Origin of the sequence: Clostridium sp. AF50-3, assembly GCF_003477445.1 — a bacterium.
GTDB classification, from domain to species: domain Bacteria; phylum Bacillota; class Clostridia; order Lachnospirales; family Lachnospiraceae; genus Otoolea; species Otoolea fessa.
This window is the reverse complement of sequence record NZ_QUDH01000001.1, coordinates 107657-132227: the sequence shown is the minus strand read 5'-3', so window position 1 is coordinate 132227 and position 24571 is coordinate 107657. Positions and strand designations below refer to the sequence as shown.

Annotated in this window: 22 protein-coding genes and 1 pseudogene; 2 read left to right on the top strand and 21 right to left on the bottom strand. The window is 42.3% G+C overall.

What is annotated here, in order from left to right; genetic code table 11:
* Positions 1–84 precede the first annotated feature (84 nt).
* From DW085_RS00610 to DW085_RS00585, 6 genes and pseudogenes are all read right to left on the bottom strand, one after another.
* On the bottom strand, positions 85–1551 hold the full coding sequence (locus DW085_RS00610; protein ID WP_243033865.1) for a nitrite/sulfite reductase: 1467 nt from the start codon (positions 1549–1551) through the stop codon (positions 85–87).
* Positions 1552–1738: 187 nt separating this feature from the next.
* The gene (gene deoD, locus DW085_RS00605) at positions 1739–2395 is read right to left on the bottom strand and encodes a purine-nucleoside phosphorylase (protein WP_243033890.1); all 657 of its coding nucleotides are present in this window, start codon (positions 2393–2395) and stop codon (positions 1739–1741) included.
* Positions 2396–2513: 118 nt separating this feature from the next.
* A pseudogene (locus DW085_RS00600) lies at positions 2514–4755 on the bottom strand (DNA topoisomerase (ATP-hydrolyzing)).
* 85 nt (positions 4756–4840) lie between these two features.
* Positions 4841–6760, bottom strand: a complete 1920-nt coding sequence (locus DW085_RS00595; RefSeq protein WP_118468750.1) for a DNA gyrase subunit B — start codon at positions 6758–6760, stop codon at positions 4841–4843.
* A gap of 483 nt (positions 6761–7243) precedes the next feature.
* The gene (locus DW085_RS00590) at positions 7244–8029 is read right to left on the bottom strand and encodes a ZIP family metal transporter (RefSeq protein WP_118491150.1); all 786 of its coding nucleotides are present in this window, start codon (positions 8027–8029) and stop codon (positions 7244–7246) included.
* A gap of 372 nt (positions 8030–8401) precedes the next feature.
* Positions 8402–8638, bottom strand: a complete 237-nt coding sequence (locus DW085_RS00585) for a hypothetical protein (RefSeq protein ID WP_022360338.1) — start codon at positions 8636–8638, stop codon at positions 8402–8404.
* A gap of 237 nt (positions 8639–8875) precedes the next feature.
* Here DW085_RS00585 and DW085_RS00580 point away from each other — a divergent pair, with 237 nt between their 5' ends.
* Positions 8876–10261 carry an MATE family efflux transporter gene (locus DW085_RS00580; protein ID WP_118490694.1) on the top strand — a complete coding sequence of 462 codons (1386 nt, stop codon included), beginning with the start codon at positions 8876–8878 and terminating at the stop codon, positions 10259–10261.
* A gap of 100 nt (positions 10262–10361) precedes the next feature.
* Here the strand turns inward: DW085_RS00580 and DW085_RS00575 are convergent, their stop codons facing one another.
* On the bottom strand, positions 10362–11951 hold the full coding sequence (locus DW085_RS00575) for an AAA family ATPase (protein WP_118490692.1): 1590 nt from the start codon (positions 11949–11951) through the stop codon (positions 10362–10364).
* 117 nt (positions 11952–12068) lie between these two features.
* Positions 12069–12893, bottom strand: coding sequence for a hypothetical protein (locus tag DW085_RS00570; protein ID WP_118490691.1), 825 nt, complete (start codon positions 12891–12893; stop codon positions 12069–12071).
* Between the two features lie 119 nt (positions 12894–13012).
* On the opposite strand from DW085_RS00570, the gene DW085_RS18865 reads away from it, so the two are divergent.
* Positions 13013–13339, top strand: a complete 327-nt coding sequence (locus tag DW085_RS18865) for a hypothetical protein (protein WP_147353908.1) — start codon at positions 13013–13015, stop codon at positions 13337–13339.
* A gap of 205 nt (positions 13340–13544) precedes the next feature.
* Here the strand turns inward: DW085_RS18865 and DW085_RS00560 are convergent, their stop codons facing one another.
* From DW085_RS00560 to DW085_RS00505, 13 genes are all read right to left on the bottom strand, one after another.
* Positions 13545–14306, bottom strand: a complete 762-nt coding sequence (locus tag DW085_RS00560) for a nucleotidyltransferase (RefSeq protein WP_347474930.1) — start codon at positions 14304–14306, stop codon at positions 13545–13547.
* A complete protein-coding gene (locus DW085_RS20305) occupies positions 14287–14457 on the bottom strand; it encodes a hypothetical protein (RefSeq protein ID WP_347474929.1) in 171 nt (56 codons plus the stop codon). The genes DW085_RS00560 and DW085_RS20305 overlap by 20 nt, the downstream gene beginning before the upstream one ends.
* A gap of 36 nt (positions 14458–14493) precedes the next feature.
* On the bottom strand, positions 14494–15741 hold the full coding sequence (locus DW085_RS00555) for a nucleotide sugar dehydrogenase (protein WP_118490688.1): 1248 nt from the start codon (positions 15739–15741) through the stop codon (positions 14494–14496).
* 59 nt (positions 15742–15800) lie between these two features.
* Positions 15801–16148, bottom strand: coding sequence for a multidrug ABC transporter (locus tag DW085_RS00550; protein WP_118490686.1), 348 nt, complete (start codon positions 16146–16148; stop codon positions 15801–15803).
* Position 16149: 1 nt separating this feature from the next.
* Entirely contained in the window at positions 16150–16500 is a 351-nt protein-coding gene (locus DW085_RS00545) for an EamA family transporter (protein ID WP_118490684.1), read from the bottom strand.
* On the bottom strand, positions 16493–17650 hold the full coding sequence (locus tag DW085_RS00540) for an ATP-grasp domain-containing protein (RefSeq protein WP_118490682.1): 1158 nt from the start codon (positions 17648–17650) through the stop codon (positions 16493–16495). The genes DW085_RS00545 and DW085_RS00540 overlap by 8 nt, the downstream gene beginning before the upstream one ends.
* Positions 17647–18660: an NAD(P)-dependent oxidoreductase gene (locus DW085_RS00535; protein WP_118490680.1), complete on the bottom strand. Its 1014-nt coding sequence runs from the start codon at positions 18658–18660 to the stop codon at positions 17647–17649. The genes DW085_RS00540 and DW085_RS00535 overlap by 4 nt, the downstream gene beginning before the upstream one ends.
* A 6-nt stretch (positions 18661–18666) precedes the next feature.
* A complete protein-coding gene (locus DW085_RS00530) occupies positions 18667–19593 on the bottom strand; it encodes a glycosyltransferase family 2 protein (protein ID WP_118490678.1) in 927 nt (308 codons plus the stop codon).
* A complete protein-coding gene (rffA, locus tag DW085_RS00525) occupies positions 19593–20729 on the bottom strand; it encodes a dTDP-4-amino-4,6-dideoxygalactose transaminase (protein ID WP_118490676.1) in 1137 nt (378 codons plus the stop codon). The genes DW085_RS00530 and rffA overlap by 1 nt, the downstream gene beginning before the upstream one ends.
* A 28-nt stretch (positions 20730–20757) precedes the next feature.
* Positions 20758–22251 (bottom strand): hypothetical protein, encoded by a 1494-nt coding sequence (locus DW085_RS00520; protein WP_147353907.1) that lies wholly within the window; start codon positions 22249–22251, stop codon positions 20758–20760.
* Between the two features lie 172 nt (positions 22252–22423).
* On the bottom strand, positions 22424–23455 hold the full coding sequence (locus DW085_RS00515; RefSeq protein ID WP_284525697.1) for a glycosyltransferase: 1032 nt from the start codon (positions 23453–23455) through the stop codon (positions 22424–22426).
* 13 nt (positions 23456–23468) lie between these two features.
* Complete coding sequence (locus tag DW085_RS00510; protein WP_147353906.1) at positions 23469–23837, bottom strand: hypothetical protein; 369 nt, start codon at positions 23835–23837, stop codon at positions 23469–23471.
* Positions 23838–23905: 68 nt separating this feature from the next.
* A complete protein-coding gene (locus tag DW085_RS00505; protein ID WP_118490668.1) occupies positions 23906–24550 on the bottom strand; it encodes a glycosyltransferase family 2 protein in 645 nt (214 codons plus the stop codon).
* Positions 24551–24571: the final 21 nt, after the last annotated feature.

The window sequence follows — 24571 nt, the reverse complement described above, 5'->3', positions numbered from 1 at the left end:
CAGCCTTCTCAATCCCATCCGGGTACTGCGTCCGGTAGCTCTCAAAATCAAGCCCCCTTGCCGCAATCTCTTTTCCAAGTTTGACTAAGAACGACGGATCTCGCTCTCAAACATCGTGCCAAACTCACGTCCCATCGTCTCTTTTCCCTGTACCTCATTTCCGCCCAGATAAAATACAAATGCCGGCTGTGCCTTGCCATCTGCCATCCGCACGCCTCCGCGGAATCCCATCGGTCCAGTCTGGTGGGTACCGCAGGAAGACGGACATCCGGAAATATGAATCTGCGGAAGTGCGCCGTCCGGGATCTGTGCCTCCCCGACCGCCTTTACACACACCTGTAACAGAGCCTGCGAATCGCGTGCACCAACCTGACAGATCGACGCACCGATACAGCTTACCGATGTCTCAAACTTTGTCTGAGCCGTCTCCTTCGTCGCCTCCAGAATCTTCTCTGCTTCTGCTCCGGTCAAATTGATGATATAAGCAGTTTCATCCGGTGCCAAGCGAAGCTCTGTGCCGTCAATCGACTGCATCAGTTCTCCCAGGGATGCCAGCGTCTCCGGGCGCGGCTGTCCGCCAATCGGATGCCAGATAACCGTATAAAGTCCCGGCTGTTTCTGCTCCAGCACACGTTCTCCCGACGCGCTGCTTCCATCGCCTGTTTTGCCCTGCTTTTCTTTCATTCCTGCCGCTGCCATCACTTCCTCACGTGAAAGATCCAGCTGTTCCCCGGATGCCAGTACCTCCTGAAGCTTTTCCTGATACGCCTTCCGGTAATTTTCCGCTCCGCCGAGTGCTTCCTGCATATACCGGGTACGCGCTTTTCCGCGGTTTTCGTAATTGCCATATGCCCGGAATGTCAGCCACATCGCCTTAATGTAATAAAGAATCTTCTCCGGCGCAACGCCCTCGGCAACTTTAACGCCAAACTGCGGATTATTTCCCAGACCGCCTGCACTGTATACCTCAAACGTTCCGTCCGGGCAAGCCACAAATCCCAGATCTCGGTAGGTCGCGTGCGTCACATTCGCCGGTGAATTAGAGAAACAAACCTTGAGCTTGCGCGGCATCTTTTCCGCATTGATGAAGGTCATCAGGTATTCGCCCGCCGCCTTCGCCCACGGCATAACGTCGAAATATTCGCCCTCTTCCACACCGGAAAGCGGAGAACACATCACATTTCGCGGGAAATCTCCGCCGCCGCCCATCGTCACTATCCCGGCATCGAGTGCCTGCTCCATCAATTCACAGACTGATTTCTCATCCAGATTGTGAAACTGCACGCTCTCACAAGTCGTAAAATGTACCATATTTACCTGATATGCGCGGATTGCCTTTGCGATAAATGCAAGCTTCTCCTTCGACACACATCCTGCCGTCATACGCAGACGCAGCATGCTCGCCGCGCCGCCTTTCTGTGCATAACTGCCGTAACGTCCTGAAAAGCCCTTATATGAGCCCTTATCCATCTTTCCTGCATAAAAATCCCTCGTTTTTTCACAAAACTCCGGAAGATCTGTTTTCCACTCCTTTGGAGCAATTCCTATCATTTTTCTCTCCTGTTTTCTCTTCAAATTGTAACTGTTCAGCACCTTCACAGTCACGCGCAAAAATCCATTAAAAATTGCCTACGGCAATGGGATTTTTGCCTGCTGGTCCTTGTTTTCGTACGGTCAGCGCAGTAAATGCGCAGACCTACTGAACAGTTACTTCAAATTCTACTTTTACCAGCTTATCTTACACCAGATCCAGCGCCACTTCCATCATATTGGTAAACGTCTTCTCCCGTTCTTCTGCCGTCGTCGCCTCTCCGGTCACTGCCGAATCCGATACGGTCAGGATACAGATCGCATTTGCGCCCGCATAGGCAGCGTTGCTGTAAAGTGCCGCCGACTCCATCTCCACCGCCAGCACGCCCATCTGCGCCCAGCTAGTTCCGTCCGGCTCAAGCGGCGGGTTGTAGAACATATCGGAACACAAAATATTACCGACATGATATTTTAAATTTCTCTTTTTCGCGGACTCAACTGCCTTTTCCAGCAGCTCATAGCTGCACACGCAGGAATAATCCCCCGGCAGGCGGAACTGTTTTACATAGTTGGATGTCGTACAGGAGCCCATCGCGAAAATAAGCTCGCGCACCTTTACCTCCGGACGCAGCGCACCGGCAGTTCCGATCCGGATCAGATTCCTGCATCCATAAAAATGAATCAGCTCATAGGAATAAATTCCCATCGACGGACAGCCCATGCCGGTTCCCATGACAGACACGCGTTTGCCCTGATAATAGCCGGTATAACCGTACATATTTCTCGTTGTATTGAACTGTTTTGCATCCGTCAGAAAATGTTCTGCGATATACTTTGCCCGCAGCGGATCGCCCGGAAGCAGAATCGTCTCCGCAATCTCGCCCTGCTTTGCCCCGATATGAGGGTCGGTGTGTTCTGAAGTTCAGCCATATGAAATACCTCCTTTTTTCGTAAATGTACTCTCGGAATCTTTCTGTTTGATTCTAGCTTCTCGCCCGGCTTCCCTTGCCATCGCGGTGCCCTATTTTCAAACGGCTCAAATGAACCGTTTTTTCTTTATACATAACGATCGGATCATCCTCAGTGCCGTCCAGCAGATGGATTGTCTCCAGCGACTCGGTACGCCCCAGCTTGATGCCGCGCACACCTTTCGCATTCTTCTTCATCTCCGATATCTCCTCGATCGGGAATCGCAGGAAGATACCGCTGGTCGTCTGGATGACCGCCTCTTTCATGCCGTCCGCCGGCTGTACCGAGAGAAGCATATCATTCTCCTGCAGCTTGGTCGCCGCCACTGTTCGGTTATTTGTCTCAAATTCCCCGCCCGGCACGATCTTGATCATCGCATCCTTCGTTGCAAATAATAGCTTCTGTCCCTTTAACTGCGCCGCATTCACCACACAGACCGGACGTTCTTTGGTGGCATCAAATTTACTCAGGTTATCGATCGGCACCCCCTTATCGCGCAGCTTTCCAAAGGGAATCTCGGTCACCTTCACCTGATGGAATGCACCCAGATCCGTAAATAATCCGATCTTATCCGTCGTATGGCACGGCAGTACATACACATTCTCCGTGTCCACTGTCTCCCGGTTCCGCTCGTAGATCGACGGTTCCAGAATCTTACAGTATCCAAACTTGTCCAGCACGAACACGCCCGGTCTGGCGCTCTCCGCCGCCTCGTCATACACTGCCTCGCGTCCATCCTCGATTTTCGTCCGGCGTTCCACTGCAAACTCTTCCTTGATTGACTGCAGATCTTCTTTAATCACCTCGTCCATCGCCTCACGGCTGCCGAGAATCTTCTGGTATTCTTTGATCTTGCGAAGTGTCTCTTTGTACTCCTTCTGCAATGCCAAGATCTCCAGGCCGATCAGTTTATAGAGACGCATTTCCAGAATCGCAGATGCCTGTTTCTCCGTAAAATGAAGCTTCTTGGCATCTTCCTCAAATCCCGGTGTGCGGAACTGGATTTTGGAAATATCGCCCTCCATCAGGCAGGCTTTCGCATCTTTCAGATTCTTCGAACCGCGCAGGATCGCGATAATCAGATCGATGCAGTCGCAGGCTGTGATCAGACCTTCCTTGATCTCCTTCTTCTCCTGCTCCTTTTCCAGAAGCACCTGATACTTGCGGGTATTATTTTCATACTGGAAATCCAGGTAATTCTTTAAGATTCCCTTTAAATTCAGCGTCTCCGGGCGTCCATTCGCGATCGCCAACATATTGACGCCAAATGTATCCTCCAGTTTTGTCTTTTTATACAAAATATTCTGGATTTTCTCAATATCCGCATCTTTCTTGAGTTCCAGCACAATCCGGATTCCTTCTTTATTCGATTGGTTGGAAATATCCACCACATCGGCAAGTTTCTTGGACTCAACCAGATCTGCGATATCCGACAGACATTTATTGATGCCCGCGCCGATCATCGTGTACGGAATCTCCGTGATCACCAGCTTGTCCCGGTCAGAACGGCGTTTTCCAAGCTCCACCTCCATCCGGGCACGCAGCTTGATGCGCCCCATTCCCGTCTCATAGATCACCGGAAGCTCACTCTTATTCGCAATGATGCCGCCTGTCGGGAAATCCGGTCCCTTTAAGACGCTCAGAAGCGCTTCCGTCTCCATCTCCGGCTGATCGATATACGCCATCACCGTATCGATGACCTCGCCCAGATTGTGCGGCGGAATGCTGGTACTCATGCCGACCGCAATTCCCTCGGCGCCGTTAATCAGAAGATTCGGCACACGGACCGGCAGAACCTCCGGCTCTTTCTCCGTCTCATCGTAGTTCGGCACAAAGCGGACGGTCTTATCCAAATCCTTTAAATATACTTCCTCCGCAAACTTCTGGAGACGCGCCTCCGTGTAACGCATCGCCGCCGCCCCGTCGCCCTCGATGGAACCAAAGTTCCATGTCCGTCTACCAGCGGCATTCCTTTCTTAAAATTCTGGGAAAGGACGACCAGCGTCTCATAGATCGAACTGTCGCCGTGCGGGTGGTATTTACCCATCGTATCACCGACGATACGCGCCGATTTCCGGTGCGGCTTGTCGTGCCCCAGATGCAGCTCTCCCATATCGTAAAGGACGCGGCGCTGTACCGGTTTCAAACCATCCCTCGCATCCGGGATGCGCGGGCCGTGATGACACTCATCGAGTAGTTCATATAGCTGCGCTGCATTTCCTCTGAATATTCTGTCGTAATGATCGTTTCAGCCATTCTATTTTCTATCTCCTAAATTCCTGTCATATACTTTCATAATCGTAACTGTTCAGTGCCTTCACAGTCACTCATAATCTTTCTATTAAGCATCTATCTCCGCCTCATCCGCGTGATCGTAGATAAACTGCCGTCTCGGCGGCACATCGCTTCCCATCAGCATCTCCGTGATCTCCGACGCCATCCGGGCATCCTCGATCTCCACACGCTTGAGCACACGGTTCTCCGGATTTAACGTCGTCTCCCAGAGCTGTTCCGCATCCATCTCGCCCAGACCTTTGTAGCGCTGCAGGGTAAATTCCCCTGTGTGGGTTCTGCGGTAGCGCTCCAATGCTTTCTCATCGTATAGATACTCTTCTTTTCCCTTTTTCGGAATCACCTTAAATAACGGCGGCATCGCAATATATACGTGCCCGTTCTGAATCAATTCCGGCATAAAACGGTATAAGAAAGTCAGAAGCAGCGTATCAATATGGCTTCCGTCCACATCGGCATCCGTCATCAGGACGATCTTGTGGTAACGCAGCTTCGCAATATCGAAATCATTGCCATATCCTTCCGAAAAGCCGCAGCCGAACGCATTGATCATCGTCTTGATCTCGGCATTCGCCAACACCTTGTCCATCGAAGCTTTCTCCACATTTAAAATCTTGCCCCGGATCGGCAGGATCGCCTGATAGCGGCGGTTTCGTCCCATCTTAGCTGAACCGCCCGCGGAATCTCCCTCGACAATGAAAATCTCACATTTCTCCGCCTCGCGGCTCTCACAGTTTGCCAGCTTTCCGTTGCTGTCAAAGGAAAAACGGGATTTCGTCAGCATATTGGTCTTGGCGCGTTCCTCTGCCTTCCGGATCTTTGCAGATTTCTCCGCACAGGCAATGATCGCCTTCAATACCTCTAAATTCCGGTCAAAATAAAGCTGCAGCTCGTCCCCTGTCACGCTGAACACCGCTTTTGTCGCATCGGCACTCGCCAGCTTTGTCTTCGTCTGCCCCTCAAAGATCGGATCCGGATGCTTGACCGCCACAACCGCCGTCATGCCGTTTCTCGTATCCGGTCCTGTAAATTTTGTATCTTTTTCCTTCAGGATTCCCAGCTCTTTCGCATAGCTGTTGATCATCTGGGTAAAACGCGTCTTAAAGCCCGCCAGATGCGTGCCGCCCTCCTGTGTAAAAATATTGTTGCAGAAGCCGAGTACATTTTCCTCAAATGCATCAACAAACTGGAACGCCACTTCAACCTCGATCTGGTCGCTGACGCCCTTAAAATAAATCGGATCATGAATCGGCGTCTTCGTGCTGTTCAGCTCGCGCACATACGCCACGATGCCGTCCGGCTCCGAATAAGTCACCTTTTCAGCCTCGCCTGCCCGCTTATTCTCATAAAGAATCGTCAGCTTCGGGTTCAGATATGCCGTCTCATGCAGGCGGCTCTTGAGCCAGTCCGCCTTGAACCGCGTTTTCTCAAAAATCTCCGGATCCGGCAGGAAATTGATCTCCGTTCCGGTCTCTCTTGTCTTTCCAACCACCGGCAGAAGACCATCGATCAGCTCAACCGTCGGGATGCCGCGCTCATACGCATCGTGATGGATCTGTCCATTTTTATATACATTGACCTCCAGATGCGCTGAGAGGGCATTGACAACCGATGAACCGACACCGTGCAGACCGCCGCTCGTCTTGTACGCATTGTTGTCAAACTTGCCGCCCGCGTGCAAGGTCGAGAGCACAATCCGCTCCGCTGCCATACCCTTTTTATGCATCTCCACCGGAATACCGCGTCCATTGTCCCGGACGGTGCAGGAGCCGTCCGCCTCGAGCGTCACGCGGATCTGGGAACAGGCGCCCGCCAGGTGCTCATCGACCGAGTTGTCCACAATCTCATAGATCAGGTGATTCAGTCCCTTCGTTCCCACACTTCCTATATACATACCAGGACGCTTACGGACAGCCTCCAGCCCCTCCAGAACCGTTATGCTGTCCGCATCATACTGTGTTTTACCCATAGATTCATTCCTCCTGTGCCCGACCTGGGAATCATATTTGCTGCCATTTACACGTATGATGCAAACGGCAGCTTTTATTTCACTGGTCAAGCTGATTTCTTCCACTTATAATACGTATTTATTTTATGACTTTGAAATCATGCAAATAGAACACTCTAACTCTCTGGCATCACATCCGCCAGCCATTGTTTTATAGACTTTTCATTACCGAAAAAGTAGTAAACCGTTCTCATTTACTATAAAATATTAGTAACTGTTCAGTACCTTCACAGTCACGCGCAAAAATCCATTAAAAATTGCCTGCGGCAATGGGATTTTTGCCTGCTAGCCCATGTTTTCGTACGGTCAGCGCAGTAAATGCGCGAACCTACTGAACAGCTACAAATATTATTACATAAATTCAAAAATTTTGCAACGCATTTTTCAGAACAAATGTTCGATTTTCAGGCAGCCGGATTCCATGCCAGCACTGCCAGCTTTCTTTTATCCCAGCGCCACATCCAGAATCATCATCAGCACAAATCCAACCGCAAATCCGATCGTTCCCATATCGGAATGACTGCCCTGCGCCGACTCCGGAATCAACTCCTCCACAACCACGTAAATCATCGCCCCTGCTGCAAGCGCCAGGAGAACCGGCAGAACCGGTTCCAGATAGCGGTACGCGGCGATCGTCGCAAGCGCCCCGATCGGCTCGACGATACCGGAGAGTGTTCCCATCGCAAATGCCTTTTTCCGGCTCATCCCCGACTCACTCCGAAGCGGCAGGGAAATGATCGCTCCCTCCGGGAAGTTCTGAATCGCGATTCCTAGCGAAAGAGCCAGCGCCGCTGCAAGCGTGATACCGCTCTTTTCTGCTAAGAATCCGGCAAATACCACTCCGACTGCCATGCCCTCCGGGATATTGTGAAGTGTGACCGCCAGAACCAGCATCGTTGTCTTCTTGAGCCCGCACATATGTCCCTCCGGCTCATCACTTCCCAGATGCAGATGCGGAATCAGGCGATCCAGCAAAAGCAGCATCAGAATACCCACCATAAACCCAATAGATGCCGGCAGAAATGCCAGACGCCCCATTGCTTCGCACATATTCATCGATGGAATTAAAAGTGACCAGACCGACGCCGCCACCATCACTCCCGATGCGAACCCCAAAAGCGTTTTCTGGATGATTGGCTTTAACTCATTTTTCAAAAAAAAGACGCAAGCTGCTCCCGCCGTCGTACCGACAAACGGAATCAAAACCCCAAGTAGCGTATTATGATCCATATTCATTCCCTTCTCTTTCTTTTTTAATATCTGAGCGGTTCTTTCCCCGGAACCTTGTTTTTTTCCTTCTATTTCTCTTTGAGGTACCGATTTGATCAAAGAAGTCATCTCAAGTTCCTCTGCTTGAATATTCCTATTGTAGCATATGCACCTTTCTTTTGCACGGTTCCTTTTTATCATTAAGCCGATTTCATCCGCCAATCCCGGCTCAAATCCGATTCAAACAACCCTCTGTTTCGGCATCGGCATTCTTTCATATGTTTCGTTTACAAACGTTTTTTCACAAAATAAAAAAAGAACCAGAAACCAGGCCGTCCCTAATTTCCAGTTCTCTTTTCATTCTTTGAATACAATGATTTATCGCTTTTTAATTTATTTCTGCTCAGAATTCTGTTTGATAAACTCATGAACATCGTTTACGCTTAAATTGCTCTCTTCGATCGCATCCAGTAATTCGCTTAATTCAGCTTTACGAATCTCAGCCGCTAATTCCTTTTTCTCTGCTTTCAGAGCTTTAACGGTTTCTTCTAATTTAGCCAGCTTCTCTTCTACCGCTGCCAGCTTCTCTTTGTTTACTTCTAATGCAGAACGTTTCGGTCCTCTCGGCATAATACATACCCCTTTCGTTTTCTTTGAGAATAGCACAAATCTCTTATTTGTGCAATATCGATTCGTTTAAAAACCAAGTTTTTCATCAATCAGAGTAATCTCCATTTCAATAAAACGCATTTTTTAATAATATACTTCCTTTTTGAATCTCTTTTGAATAACTTTCTCTCTGGACAAATTTCTTTTTCCTTATTATAATATCAGATTGTATCCAAACGCAAGAAAAAAGGAGTTTGTATGAGTGCTTCCAATACACAGAACGATTTTTCCAAAGGAAGTATCGTTAAAAATATCATGAATCTCGCGATCCCGATGACGTTGGCGCAGCTTATCAATGTCCTGTACAACATCGTTGACCGCATCTACATCGGACGCATACCCGATCATGCCACCCTATCTTTGACCGGCATCGGGCTTTCGCTGCCGATCATCACGCTCGTCATCGCATTTGCCAACCTGTTTGGCATGGGCGGCGCGCCGCTCTGCTCAATTGAGCGCGGACGCGGGGATATCAAAGAAGCCGAGGCAATCATGGGAAATTCCTTCTCCATGATGGTTATTTCCGGTGTGCTTCTGACCGTACTCTGCCTGATATTCCGCAAACCAATGCTGTATCTGTTCGGAGCCAGCGACGCTACTTATCCATATGCGGACGCCTACATTACAATCTATCTGCTCGGCAGCCTGTTCGTGATGGTCGGACTCGGCATGAACTCGTTCATCAATTCACAGGGATTCGGGCGCATCGGCATGATGACCGTCCTTTTGGGCGCTACCGCCAATATCCTGCTCGACCCGATTTTTATCTTTATGCTTCACATGGGAATCCGCGGCGCGGCACTCGCCACCATCCTGTCGCAGCTTCTCTCTGCCATCTGGATTCTGCGGTTTTTAACCAGTGACAAAACAATCCTGAAACTGAGACGTTCTTCGATGCACCTTTCCGCACGGAGGATCCGGAAAATCGTCGGACTCGGTCTGTCCGGTTTCACGATGGCGATCACCAACTGCACCGTCCAGATCATGTGCAACGCAACCTTACAGGTATACGGCGGCGATCTCTACGTCGGCGTTATGACCGTTATCAACTCCATCCGTGAAATTGCAACGCTTCCGGTAACCGGCGTCACCCACAGCGCCCAGCCGGTGCTCGGTTTCAATTATGGAGCAAAAGAATACGGACGCGTTAAAAAGGCGATCGTCTTTACCTCTTTTATTGCAATTTTATATACGACCGGTATCTGGCTGATCGTCGATGGTTTCCCGGCATTCTTTATCCGCATTTTTAACCAGGATGCCGAACTCATCGCAGCAGGTATTCCGGCGATCCGCTTATACTTTTTCGGATTCTTTATGATGTCGCTCCAATTCTCCGGACAGTCGATTTTCGTCGGTCTGGGCAAATCAAAAAAAGCGATCTTTTTCTCTATTTTCCGAAAAGTAATTATCGTCGTTCCGCTGACAATCCTGCTGCCAGGTATGTTCGGAATGGGCACCAACGGCGTATTCGCCGCCGAACCGATTTCCAACTTTGTCGGCGGAATTGCCTGCTTTGGAACGATGCTTTTAACGATTTGGAGAGAATTGACGAGATTGCAGAAAGGGAAGGATTCTTACAGATAGAGAGGTTATTTATTTAAATGAAAATGGCTAAAAGTTTGTGGGACGGACTTTTAGCCATTACTGTATATAACGATAGTTTTTACTATGTCAAAAATATACATTAATTTTTTCCATATGCTTCAATTCGACACGTATGTTCCTTACTTACCTTATCGTAATTAATTCCAACCAATAAAATATTTCCCATATAATTTAAAATCGATTCTGGATAGTTCTTTTCTTTAATTTGCTGCAGCGCAGTCTGTGCATTCTGATTCCATTTAAGTTCAATTACCAGCGCCGGATAATCATTCTTGTACTCTGGTTTTGGTATAAATACAAAATCCGCAAATCCACGTCCTGTCGGTAGTTCCCAAACTGGTTTAAAATAATATTGCATCGAACTCAGATAAGCAATCGCGAGAACACTGCTCAAAGAATTTTCATTATGATATTGAATAACAGATACATATTCATCATGAATCTTCCCGATCTGTGATGCTACTACTTTCTCATCCAAATCCAGTGTTGCATCCAACAACCTCTCCGACTCTTGCTGAAACAGAAGCATCTCATTCCAGCGTTTGCTTTCTACCGCCCTGGTCAACTCCTGCCGAATTTCTTCATTCGGAACAAACGCCATCTTTTTCGTCTGATCATAGCCTAAATACCCCAAATGAATCATATATGTCAGCACATCGTCTTTACTCTGAATATTCGAAATATCATTTCCAAATGTTGACGTATCTACCTTCACTTCAACTCCAGACAGCATTTCGATAATTGCCGTTTTCAGTCCGTCATAATCCATATTAATGAGCGGCACAATCGCCTCATAAGACGCGGTTTCCGACCAATAGCTCTTAAATTCACCATCCAGCATGACACTCACAACTGCTTTGGGATTATAAACCTGACAATTTCTTAGAACATATCCATCATACCACGCCTTTACCTTATCAAATTCCACTTGATAGCGTTCTGAAAGTTCTTTCACCTCCGCCTCCGTAAATCCAATATACGGAGACAAGCGACCCGCGCTCAACATCGTAAATTCATCAAAATTGTTCAGTGCCGACTGGGTTTTCTCTTTTTTAATAGGAAGAATGCCCGTCAAATAAGCAAGCTGAATATACTTGGTCGGTTCCGTTCCCTTAAACAATCCCCTCAGGAAACTTATATATTCATCCTGAATTTTCGAATTCGCCGCCATATCACGAATCAGAACATCCCACTCATCAATAATTAGAACAAACTTATTCTTCGTTGCATTACAAATAAACGACAGTGCTTCTGGAAGCGAACACGGGTCACTCGGTATTACTTCTGAATAGTATTTTCTTAATTCCTCAATCGTTTTCTCTGTAATATACGATACAACCCTGTCGGCGCCCCCAGCAGCTCCTATACACCACTGGATATCCCAGTGAATCACATCATATCGGTTTAGATGTTCCTTGAAATCCGGGCTCTGACTAATTTCAAGTCCAGAAAACATATTCCCTGAATCGCAGCCCTTACTGTAATACGCTGTCAGCATATCCGCCGTAATCGACTTTCCGAACCTTCTGGGACGGCTATTGCAAATATATCCCTGCAATGTATTCATCACCTTATTGGTATACGTCAACAAACCTGTTTTATCAATATAGATTTCCGAATTCAACGCAACTTGAAACGCTGAATTATCCGAATTCACAAAAATCCCCATATTGACACACTCCTTTCGAAGCTGTTGCTTTGTCTGTTCATAATATTAATCATATTTATATGATTAATATTAACATTTGATAGTTTGAATGGCAAGATCATCATTCAAAACGTTCTTCTACTTCTCAGCCATCCGAATCAGCAACTCCAATATTTTAATTGCCATCTCTTCTTCCCGCATCCAGCCATTATAAACATCCTTCATGTCCTTCAAAATTATGCTTTCATCCGCCATCTCATAAAAGCGTTCATTTACTTTTTTTATGACAGCTTCATCCGGCACATCCTCTTCCATAAAATACATACTCTCTCCATAAATTCCCTTCCTTTTACCACCCATAACATCCCCTAATACTACACTTCCAAAATTTTCTATTCTGCAAGGCGGCAGTTTGAATTCTTCTAAAACAGAATCAAGAATTCTCTTCACTTCATCCGATGCCCCTTTTCGTTTCGTCAAATAACCATCCAGCGCCCCAAACAGGCGCTCCATTTGCCTCTTCAACTCCGTCGGTGTCTGAAGATAGCGGCTGTCCAATTTTATTTTCTGCCACTCAACATATTGTGGATGCGGTATCATCGTCTGGTGTCCCACTCTGAATTCAATAATGGAAGGATATGGATTTTCATTCAATATGTTTCTATGAATGTTCACAAGTTCATCATAAAGCGGTCGATAAATCTCCTGCGCTCTTTTCCTATTCAATTCTTCTTTTCGCTGCTGTGTGTTGACCCATATAGACCCAAGCAATGAAAAAACAGCACCGACAACTGCTCCAAGCAATGTTCCGATTATACCTAATAGGGTTTGAGAATCTGCCCGCGTGAAAAGATTCACTTGTCTTAACAATGTCACAAACATAAACAGGACAAGAATGACTCCACATATATAGATGCAGATTTTGAATTTACTGAAATAATATTTTAGCCTTAAAAATATCATAAATTCTCACTTCTCTTTGCAAAGATTTTTCTTGTATTGTAGCATTTCAAAAAAGAATTTGCAAAGATTTACCCAATCTATTTTTCAACTTCTTTTCTTTTTGCATCCTCCCCTTACATATGCAATTCTATGAAAATAGCAATTCCAGCAAAGCGGTCACTACCGCTGCAAATGAATGTATAGAAGAAAATATCCTAGCCGATTTTCTTCGTAAAAATAAAGCGGAGGCGATTGAAATGTGTCTATTTGAATACGATGAAAAACGTGAAAAAGAATTAATTCGAAAAGCCGAATTTCAAGAAGGAGTGAAAGACGCTACGAAACAAATGATACAAGCACTTCAATTAATTCAGAAAAAATGCAGCCCAAATGAAATTGAACAAGAAACCGATCTTTCTCCTGAAACGGTAGAAAAAATGCTGGAAACATTACATGTCAATTCATAATCGGTTTTTATATCTTTTATGATATGGCATGCAATAAGAGACGGTCGAGGATTCTCACCCCTCAACTGTCTCCTTCTCATCCACACACTTTTCCCGTCCGCTCATCCCCGCCATCACAATCAAAAAACAGAAAAATGGCTGTCTGCAATTCATCAGCATAAAACTTTCCGCCAACAGTACCAGTACCGCCGCGCACTGTGCTTAATTACATCCACAAATTTTCCGGATACAATTCCGCATTTATCATTCGGCGAAAGCCTTCCTGCGCCGGTTCAATATCTTCCTTATAAGTAATTCCAATCCACTTATCCGCTGTCCCAAGTACCTTAACCGAAGCTGCCTTCTTTTCCACCAACTCCGCAACAATATTCGGAAGAAGGTATTCTTTTTTCTCTGGATGAGCACCCAAATGATCTAAAAAGCTCTGAAAACTTTCCTTAATATATTGTAAAAAGTCTGGATATCCTGCCCACATATTCATCGAAACCATCGTGTCTGGTGTAATCCAGCCTTCTACTTCTGCATTATCGCACTGAATCTTGCCATCCATCTTCTGAATCCCGGTTGTCTCAATTACCTTTACAAGATAACCTGTTTCATCCGCCACACAGACACCTCTGGTAACAGTGCCATTTTCACTCAAAGTATTTTTCAGAGAAAATCCAGCCATCGCCAGCGTTATTTTCCCGTCCTCATATTCTCCCGAAACTAGGAAATCATGTAACTTGACAAATGCTTCCTTTCCATAATAATCATCTGCATTGATAATCACAAACGGCTCTTTCACGATATCCTTACAAGCCAGGATCGCCTGTCCGGTACCCCAAGGTTTCACACGCCCCTCTGGGACTTCATATCCTTCTGGCAGATCCTCCAGCTCCTGATAGACATACTCGACCGGCATGACCTTAGACAATCGATTCCCGATCACTTCTTTAAATTCTTTTTCAATCGCCTTGCGGATCACAAAAACTACCTTTGTAAATCCTGCCTCTTGTCATCATAGATTGAAAAATCCATGATAATCTCCCGTTGGGAGCCATTTTAGCAAGCTGCTTGATACCGGTTCCGAAGCGAGAACCGATTCCGGCAGCCATGATGATGAGGGTTGTGTTCATTTTTATCCTCCGTAATCTAAGAAATCTGATCTGAATCTAATCCCTTTGAAAAATATCTCTTGTATAAACCTTTTCCTTCACATCATCCAGCGAACTCTCATACCGATTTGCTACAATCGCCTGACTTAATTGTTTGAATTTCTTCAAATCATTTACGACAAGTGACCCAAAAAATGTCTCTCCATCCTTCAAGGTCGGCTCATATACGATCACATTCGCCCCTTTTGCTTTGATTCTTTTCATAACTCCCTGAATCGAGCTCTGTCTGAAATTATCACTATTACTCTTCATTGTCAACCGATAAACTCCGATGATCACATTCTTTTCTTTCTCTTCCTCAAATTCATTATCATCCTCATATCCATAATATCCAGCTAACTTCAATACCTGATCAGCAATAAAATCCTTTCGGGTCCGGTTGCTCTCTACGATCGCTTCGATCAAATTTTCTGGAACATCCGCATAATTGGCTAACAACTGCTTTGTATCCTTTGGCAGACAATAGCCTCCATATCCAAAACTAGGATTGTTATACTGGTTCCCAATTCTGGGATCCAGGCAGACTCCATCAATAATCTGCTGTGTATTCAATCCTTTACTTTCCGCATATGTATCCAGTTCATTAAAATACGCCACACGCAATGCCAAATATGTATTAGCAAAAAGTTTTACAGCCTCCGCTTCGGTAAAGCCCATTATCAATGTATCAATATTCTCTTTGATCGCACCCTCCTGCAAAAGTTCTGCGAATTTCTGTGCCGCTTTCTTTAAGCACTCATCCTGTAAATCCGTTCCAACAATAATACGGCTCGGATATAAATTATCATATAACGCTTTACTTTCACGAAGGAACTCTGGACTAAAAATTATATTTTTACAATGAAACTTTTCACGAACAAAAGTTGTATACCCAACTGGAATCGTACTCTTAATAACCATAATTGCATCTGGATTATACTTCATAACCAGCTCAATGACAGCTTCAACTGCTGATGTATCAAAATAATGTGTTTTTGAATCATAATTTGTTGGCGCAGCAATAACCACATAGTCTGCATTGCTATATGCCTCTTTCGCATCGAGTGTTGCCGTAAGATCCAGTTTTTCTTCTGCCAGATATTTTTCAATGTATTCATCTTGAATTGGCGACTTTCTATTATTAATTAGCTCAACCTTTTCCGGGACAATATCAACCGCCATTACATTATGATGCTGCGCCAAAAGAGTCGCGATTGACAGTCCCACATATCCAGTCCCCGCTACAGCTATTTTTAACTGCTCCATTTTTTCCACTCCACCTCATTCCTTTCATCTTAAAAGATTTTCAAACATCCTATTCATCGCTATCCCAAAACAGCGCTAACTACGATTCCACCGACAATCAAACCTATTGCAACCCATTTTTTTACATTCATCTTTTCTTTAAATATCGTCACTCCAAAAAAGGTTACATATATATAACTCGTTGCTTCCAGCACTGGTCCCATAGAAAGCGGCAATCCATGATATGCCAATATAGATAAAAATGTTGTTCCAACGAACATCATATAAGCAAAGATTACCAGTGGGTTCATATATTCACGAAGTGGGGACGAATACTGGCGTTGTGCTGCTTTTTTTAGCAGTACTTGAGAAATTGCACTAATAAAAACACCACACAGCAGCAAACCTGCATAATAACAAGCTTTCATCTTACACCTCATCCGATTTTGCAAATAAAACCACTCCAGCGATAACCATGCCTGCACCTATAAGTTTTCCTAGTGTAATTGACTCTCCAAAAAAGAACCATCCCCATACGATTCCCCACACAACTGTAACCGCCTTATTAGCAAACGCTGTTGTTAAAGGAATACGCTTTATCACCTGCTGCCATCCAATCGCATATACCCCAAGAAGTACAATAATGACCGCATAATAAATACAAAATCGAGCATTCAAAAAACTTTCTCCAGCTGCTAACTTGCTGCATATTCCACTCATGGAATACACCACCAACATTCCGTGAAGCCCTATAAGCGTTTTTATCGTAGTCTTATTCATCACTATCCTCTATTTCCTTCGGTAAATACGGAAGCAATTCCTCATAATTTTCTGCTTTCATCAGATAATATCCAAACCTGGCTGAGCTATCTGTTACGATGCCAGAATGAATTGGATGAATATCCTCTTCTACCAAATAATCTGGATGATTGCGTTTCAAATCATTTAAAGCATCGATATCTTTCTGATCAAAAACAAATCGGACTGCCGCCGCTTTTCCCTTGTGCCGTTTTCTCAAATCTGGCTTCTTACCTAATGCAATTTCTATCACCGCACGAACGAAATCAATCCCTGTCGATAATTCCACCAGACTGCTTCCAATACAATCTCCTCCCATTCGTCCGCCAATTTCAATCAATGCAATCTTTCCAGATAATGAAATCTTAAGCTCCGTGTGAGAAGCACTGTTACAAATTTCTAATGTATCCAACGCGTGAAAAACCACTTTTTTTACCTGTTCCAATATCTGTCCTGATACAGGCGCAGGTTCTAAATGCCCCGTTTCAACAAACCCTGGCGCTCCCGTCGTAAATTTTTTTGTCATTGCCAAGAAATAATGTTCACCTTGATACGAAATACATTCAACGCTATATTCCTGCCCGGTTGCAAACTCTTCCACCAAAGCCGCTTTTTCAAATCCCTGCCCTTTGGCAGATTCGATTGCTTTCGCAAGTCCATCTTGTGATTCTACTTTTGTGATACCTCTGCTTCCTGAACGATCCACCGGTTTCACAATGACTGGATATTCTAATGTAATATTTTCCAGCTTTTTTGCCGAATGAACCAGAATGCTTTTCGGAGAGGGATCACCGCCCTGTTGAAATGCCTCACGCATCTTGTGTTTATTCGTTGACTTTTCTGTGCATTTCATACTATTTCCAACAAGCTCCATCTGACACGCTACATAATTTACGGTAATAGCTGCTAAATCTGAAGCAATACTACAGATCCCATCAATCCCAATCTCCCGACACTTTTTTAAAATTTCTTCCTTCTCCACAATACTGATCGGATAAAAATAATCAGCCGTCGTCTCCCCAATATCTCCTGCTGCCCAAGCAAAAACATGTGTTTCAAGTCCCATTTCCTTTGCTTTTAAAATCAATGGATTTTGAAGATAAGACGCACCAATAATCGCTAACTTCTTCATTTTTTCTCGCCTGCCTCAACCAATACATTCCAAAAATTACTTTCCAATTCTTTTTTATAATCAATCATCATATCTAAATAGCTGGTATACTTCGGTTCAAAACCAAAGTCACGTTTTGCTTTATCCATGCTATATAAAAATGAAGGCGTTGAATTTGGTTTTTCAGGTCTATAAACGATCTGGCTTCTCTTCTCTCCGCCAAACACCTCAATCACTGCTTTTACCTGCTCATCCAAATCGACCTGAATATGGCCTGTCATGTTATAAAGCCCATATGCCAAATCACTTTTCAATGCCGCCACATACGCTTCTGCCACATCCTTAACATAAATAATGTCCCGCTTAATATGTGGATCTCCCCATATCTCGATTTCTTTTCCCTCTTTTGCATTATCAATAAATGTAGCGATGCCTGACTTTTTCGCTGTTCCATTTACATAAATCGTCCCGTGCGGACCCACGCCATATACCGGAGGGAAGCGGAACCAGGCACACTGCATTCCATGCTGCTGGTTATAATATTCCATTACATCATTGGCTGCATTCCGGCTGATAACATAGACCGCATGATCCCCTGTAAATTTGAAATCTCTTGGTTCATCCTCTGTGATCGGATATTTCTTTCCCCAGGCACCAGATACATCACTATAGCTGCAATTTCCAATCACTTTACGAATGCCATTTTTTCTACAATATTCCAGTACATGAATCGTTCCAATCACATTGACCTCAAAATAATCCGCTGCATTCTCATCCATATCCAGATTAACTGCTGCATTCGCCGGAAGAAGTCCTGCCAATAAAACAACACCTTCCACTCCCTCTTTTGGAAGTTTGTCAAAATCTTCCTTTTTTGTTATATCCAATGGAAGAAATTCCGCTCCCATTTCTTCCAGTTTTCTTCCAAGAGCCTCATTTCTTCCAGTCGCAATTACCTGTTTTCTCGCTTTCAAAAACGCCTGCGTTGTATACATCCCAATAAAACCAGTTGCCCCTATAATCAATACCATCTCTATCTACTCCTTTTCGTTCAATGCCTCTGCAATTACATACAATGGTCGATTCTTTGCTTCTTCAAATATATTTCCGATATAAATTCCCACGACACCTATCGCAATTAAAAGAAGACCTCCCATCAAATAAATAGAAGCAACTATCGTTGTCCAGCCACTCAGTACATCACCGACAACAAGTGCCCGGATCATCAGATATACTATGTAAAGGAATGAACAAAGAGCAATCAAAAAGCCAGCATGCACTGAAAAAAACAATGGTTTATTCGATTGAGACGTAATAATCTCAAATGCCATTTTCAATTTTCTTTGTAAGTTATACGAAGAAGTTCCTTCAAATCTGGCATCCGCCTTAAGATCAATCGCTGTTTCCTTAAATCCCAGCCACCGTATAAACATGGTAAATGCCCGGTTATGTTCTCTCATGCTGCAATAACTACCGATTACTTTTCTTCTGGAAATGCTAAAATTACAAATTGAACTATCAAATGCCCCATCCGTAAAATAGTCATATACCTTGTAAAAAGTTTTCGATAAAATCTTAGTTACTGCCGTATCGACTCGCTCCGTTCTTCTGGCAAAAACAACATCGTAACCTTCCTGTGCTTTTTGATAAAGTTCTACTATCGCCTCCGGACGGTCCTGCAGATCACAATCCATCACAACAACCCAGTCTCCCTTTGACTTATCAAGTCCTGCTGTAATTGCACGGATCTGTCCGAAATTTCTTGATAAATGAAATCCTTTTACTTTTTCATCTTTCTGGCAGAGCTCTACAATCTCCTCCCAGGAATTTTGAGGGCAATTATCATCTACCAAAATAATCTCATATTCATTTGTTATCTGTGATAAAGATTCCGTTAGCCTTCTATGTAATTCCGGCAATGCCGCTTTGCATCCATATACTGGAATAACAACTGAAATATCCATTACATATCCTCCCGAAAAAAGGCAATCGTAGTTTTTATTGTCTTTTCAATGTCTTCTTCTTTCAAACCATAATAAAGTGGGAGGCGTACCAAGCGCTCGCTTTCGTTTGTTGTATATTCATCCTCTCCACTAAAACGGCCAAACTTCAACCCCGCCGGTGCCGAATGAAGTGGAACATAATGAAATACTGTTTGAATCTCCCGTTCTTTCATATAAACAATATAGCGCGTCCGTTCTTCCAGATTTCTCAGTTTAATGTAAAACATATGTGCGTTATGAATACACTCTTCCGGAATATAAGGGATCTCTATTTTTCCAGCTTCCACCAGCTTCTCAAATGCATTCCGATATGTATTCCAGCTTTTCAGACGATTTTCGTTAATCCTATCCGCATTCTGAAGCTGCGCCCAGAGATACGCTGCATTCAATTCACTTGGTAGATAGCTGTCTCCAAAATCAACCCACGTATATTTATCTACCTGTCCCCGGAAAAACTTTGCTCTGTCCGTTCCTTTTTCTCTCAAAATCTCTGCTTTTTCGTTATAAATAGGATTATTAATAACCAAGGCACCGCCCTCGCCCATCGAGTAGTTCTTTGTCTCATGGAACGAATAGCATCCAAAATCGCCGATCGTTCCCAGTGCTTTTCCTTTATACGTACTCATTACACCCTGTGCCGCATCTTCGATTACTTTTAAGTTATACTTACGAGCAATTTCCATGATCTTGTCCATCTCGCAGGAAACTCCCGCATAGTGAACTGGCACAATGACTCTTGTACGTTCGGTAATCGCCGCTTCGATTTTATTCTCATCTATGTTCATCGTATCTGGACGAATATCCACAAAGACAAGTTTTGCCCCAGCGAGAACAGCCGATGTTGCCGTACTTGAAAACGTGTAACTCGGCAGAATCACTTCATCCCCTGGTTTCAAGTCACATAGAAGCATCGCCATATCCAATGCCGTCGTACCACTGGTTGTCAATAAAACCTTCTGTGCGTGAAAACGCTCCTCCAACCATATATTGCATTTCTTAGTAAACGGACCATCTCCACAGATTTTTAAATTCTCAACTGCCTGTTTGATATTATCTAATTCTTCTCCTATATACGGAGGTTTATTGAAATTGATCATTTTTTCTCCTATCGCATAAAAGCTTCATCTATTCGTGACTTTGTTCAACCAATTCAGGATATAAATGAATATTTTTCCCATATAGAAGTATCTCGTTTGTATTTATCTTTATAACTTCTTCCGCCTTTTGATAATAAACTTCTGGAATTTTTTCCCCCTCGGCTACTAAAATAAAACATGGACCTTTATGTTTTTCGACATCATATGCATCTTCAGAAATTGCATAGTATTGAATATTCTCTTTTTTATTGACATCAAAAAAATATGGCATCATTGGATCGCCTTGATCGTATGCCGCAATATCCACCTCACTATTACCCGCTATCATTGTCGCGTAAGCATACCAAAAAGTTGCATATCCATACTTTATATTATTTTCTTTTAGTACTTCTATCACACTATCGTGGACTGTCGGATTTACCAGATCCTTCATTCCAACCTTCCCATATCTCGCCGATGCATTCACGTAATAAGCTCCATGCACAATCAAAGCTCCAAATAGTGGAAGTAAAATTGGCCACTTCCAGAACACCTTGCTTTTTTCTTTACAGATCCAAAAAAGATATGGAACCTCTATCAATAAGTTTCCGAAATAGATCGTAATAAAATATCTTCCAGATGATAATCTGAAAAATATCATCATAAAGAAAGTCAACGCATTACTCCACAAAATGTAAATAACACAAAAACGATATAACCGATTTTCAATCTTTTTTAGCGTTCTTATGATTGCTACTGGAAGAATAACAGAGGTAAGTACAAAATACAGTAACATAATGCATGAATAAATTGACGATATACTAATCATGCTATCTGTTTTATGTATTCCAAACAATTTTAAAATATCCCCAATTGTTTCTCCTGATTGTTTGAACAAAATAGTTGGTTCGATAAATCCATTTGAAGTCATCACTCCATCAAATCCAACTTTTGCACATAGATATCTATAGTGGCAATAACATACTCCTGTACAAATGATCGTAAAACCTAATAATGCCAAAAGTTTTTTCTCTTTAATCCACCCACATGGATTTCCTCCTTCTTTTAAGAAAATCGCAGTGGCATAAGCAAACATCAATGGAATTAAAAATAGCATGAAATTTCTCAAGGATGTCAAATCAGCTAAAAAAAGTATAATTGCATAAAAAGCCAATCCTATTATCCACGTTTTCTTATCCTGCGAATCAAAACTTTTGTGCAGATATCTGACTGCAATCAATGAAAGTAGCATAAAAAGAATACAATAATCATATGCCCCCTGATAAAACAGCATATCCACATAGGTGGAACTTATCGGCATTAAATATAAAATCGACAGCAAACTCGCCATTTTCTTTTCTTTATAAAACAATACAAAAATAGCGATTATAATTAATAATGTATAACAAATCGTCCCCATCTCATGTATCAGATACTCGTTATCTAAAAAAGTCAAAAATGGGATCATTAGTAGATTTGGAGAAATTCCAAATATCTCTGTTGTATAATGGAATCTATTTGGAAACATCTTTCCCTGTTTCATCTGTTCTTTTGCAAGAAATAAATATCCGGCACAGTCTGAATGGAAAAGAAATTTCGAATATGCTAGGGTCATATAAATGACGCTACATATTGAACAAATAAGAAACATTATCCAAAACAATTTTATTGATCGTTTACTTTTCATACTCTCTTTCCTTTTATTCCGATATATTTTAAATACTTTTTTGAAATATATTTTTTATCTTTCTCGGAAGCCATACTATTGCTGCTCCAATTTTAAATGTTTCCGTATTTTTAACTTCCTGTATTTGCTTTTCGGTTCTATTATTCGCCATCCAAACCTTTCTTTTTTCCGTGAACCAATCACATATATAAGATTCAAACTGTAGTTTTTCTTTCACCTCAAGTCCTCGGATAGCCTCTTTTTCCTCCGTATCTAGTTCTAAATACTTATTTCTAGCAGATCTGAGCATACTTCTTTCAATACTTAATGCAGTGTCTAATGTATCTTCATCTATATTTTGACGCATTAAAAAATCTTGCATCTTTACAAAACACTTAAAATATCCATATACATGTTCAAATGTTGTTTTTTTTGTCATTACCGAATCGTTTCTATAACGTCTTTTAAAAAAGCATTCATGAATATAGCCCACTCGACCAGCGTTCAAAATACACTTATATGTAAATAAATTATCTTCATGAATAATACCTTCTTCAAATTTCAAATTATAGTTTTCAATGAACCCTTTATTTATCATTTGTAAACATGGAGATACTCTATATTCTTCATTTGCATGCATTTCTTTTAACATTTGTTTTCCTGTATAAATATCTGGGTATTCATATTTTCTCTCATAATAATGTAAATCTTGATTCGCAATTTCTTTGCATAAATTATCATCCCAAAAACTCATCCCATCAAAATACACTATATCCAAAGCATTTGTTTCAGCATATATATACAATTTTTCAAGTGCATCTGACGCTAAAACATCATCGCTATCCATAAAATATAAGTATTTTCCCTTTGCATTATCAATTCCTCTGTTTCGCGCTACTGACTGTCCTGAATTTTTCTCTTTATAGACGCTAATTCTATTATCATTAATCGACCTAACTACCTCTAATGATTTATCTGTTGAACCATCATCCACACAAATAATTTCAATTTCCTGTAATGTTTGCCTTTGAATTGATCTTATACATTCTTCTACATATTTTTCAGTATTATATATTGGAATAATAACAGAAATTTTAGGTGTACTTAGATTTTTTATATTCTTTCAAAAGCTGAAATCCATTTTCTGAATAATTTCTATTCCGTTTTTCATAACATTTCAATATATTTGGAATAGACTTAAGTCTATCATAATGCCACGGCATCCAATAATACTCTCTTGGATATCCCATAATATTCATTTTTTGAAATTCTACAGACTGTATCTTTTTATAAATTTTTGTTTTTGCCTCTTGTGTATTCACTGTATCTATATTGTAAACACATCCAGACAAAACAGTCGTAATGAAGCTTTTTTCCAAATCAGAATATATATTTTCTTTATTAAGTAAATCATATATTTCTTCATATGCTTTAAAAAACAATGTAGGGTCATCTTTTTTCAAACTTTGAAGATTTTTTTGTTTGATTAACTCTATAATGAACTAATATATCATCTACATATGTAATTTTTTCAGCAATGAACTAATATATCATCTACATATGTAATTTTTTCAGCAACCGCTAATGATGCCAACACAAAAAATACATCATTACTATATTTCAAATTTTGATAATGCAAGTTCTTTTTTATTACAAATTCTTTTCTATATAATTTAGTCCATGGACATGGTGTTGTAACCTGAAACAAAAAATCCGGAATAGTTTGTCTCGAAAACACTTCATTATCCCCAATCAAATCGGTTCTTAATAAATGTTTTACCATCATATATTCCTTAGTTCTGGTATTATAATGATCTGCATTAAATAACACTATATCTGCATTTATCTCTTTTCCTTTTTTATATGTTTTCTCAAGCAAATCTAATTCAAACAAATCATCCGAATCAAGAAATATAATATATTCTCCCTTTGCTTCTTTTAAACCATTATTTCTTGCTACACCCGCATACAAATTTTTCTGATGTAAAATTTTAATTCTATCATCTTTTTCTGAATATTTTTTTAATATTTCTAACGAGCTATCTTTTGATCCGTCATCCACACAAATTATTTCAATTTCTTTCATTGTTTGATGAGTTAAGCACTCTAACGTTTCATTTAAATATTCTTCCGCATTATATACCGGCATTACAACCGACACTTTCACTTTGCTCATTTGTATTCCCCTTTATTCACT

What these genes read in the sequence shown, in the direction of transcription:
- DW085_RS00575 (WP_118490692.1), bottom strand. Translation starts at nt 11,951, where the DNA reads ATGGGGATTTTTGTGAATTCGGATAATTCAGCGTTTCAAGTTGCGTTG.
- DW085_RS00550 (WP_118490686.1), bottom strand. Translation starts at nt 16,148, where the DNA reads ATGAAAGCTTGTTATTATGCAGGTTTGCTGCTGTGTGGTGTTTTTATT.
- DW085_RS00555 (WP_118490688.1), bottom strand. Translation starts at nt 15,741, where the DNA reads ATGGAGCAGTTAAAAATAGCTGTAGCGGGGACTGGATATGTGGGACTG.
- DW085_RS00610 (WP_243033865.1), bottom strand. Translation starts at nt 1,551, where the DNA reads ATGATAGGAATTGCTCCAAAGGAGTGGAAAACAGATCTTCCGGAGTTT.
- rffA (WP_118490676.1), bottom strand. Translation starts at nt 20,729, where the DNA reads ATGATCAATTTCAATAAACCTCCGTATATAGGAGAAGAATTAGATAAT.
- DW085_RS00505 (WP_118490668.1), bottom strand. Translation starts at nt 24,550, where the DNA reads ATGAGCAAAGTGAAAGTGTCGGTTGTAATGCCGGTATATAATGCGGAA.
- DW085_RS00535 (WP_118490680.1), bottom strand. Translation starts at nt 18,660, where the DNA reads ATGGTATTGATTATAGGGGCAACTGGTTTTATTGGGATGTATACAACG.
- DW085_RS00545 (WP_118490684.1), bottom strand. Translation starts at nt 16,500, where the DNA reads ATGAATAAGACTACGATAAAAACGCTTATAGGGCTTCACGGAATGTTG.
- DW085_RS00590 (WP_118491150.1), bottom strand. Translation starts at nt 8,029, where the DNA reads ATGGATCATAATACGCTACTTGGGGTTTTGATTCCGTTTGTCGGTACG.
- DW085_RS00585 (WP_022360338.1), bottom strand. Translation starts at nt 8,638, where the DNA reads ATGCCGAGAGGACCGAAACGTTCTGCATTAGAAGTAAACAAAGAGAAG.
- DW085_RS00580 (WP_118490694.1), top strand. Translation starts at nt 8,876, where the DNA reads ATGAGTGCTTCCAATACACAGAACGATTTTTCCAAAGGAAGTATCGTT.
- DW085_RS00595 (WP_118468750.1), bottom strand. Translation starts at nt 6,760, where the DNA reads ATGGGTAAAACACAGTATGATGCGGACAGCATAACGGTTCTGGAGGGG.
- DW085_RS00520 (WP_147353907.1), bottom strand. Translation starts at nt 22,251, where the DNA reads ATGAAACAGGGAAAGATGTTTCCAAATAGATTCCATTATACAACAGAG.
- DW085_RS00530 (WP_118490678.1), bottom strand. Translation starts at nt 19,593, where the DNA reads ATGGATATTTCAGTTGTTATTCCAGTATATGGATGCAAAGCGGCATTG.
- DW085_RS18865 (WP_147353908.1), top strand. Translation starts at nt 13,013, where the DNA reads ATGCAATTCTATGAAAATAGCAATTCCAGCAAAGCGGTCACTACCGCT.
- DW085_RS00540 (WP_118490682.1), bottom strand. Translation starts at nt 17,650, where the DNA reads ATGAAGAAGTTAGCGATTATTGGTGCGTCTTATCTTCAAAATCCATTG.
- DW085_RS20305 (WP_347474929.1), bottom strand. Translation starts at nt 14,457, where the DNA reads ATGAACACAACCCTCATCATCATGGCTGCCGGAATCGGTTCTCGCTTC.
- DW085_RS00570 (WP_118490691.1), bottom strand. Translation starts at nt 12,893, where the DNA reads ATGATATTTTTAAGGCTAAAATATTATTTCAGTAAATTCAAAATCTGC.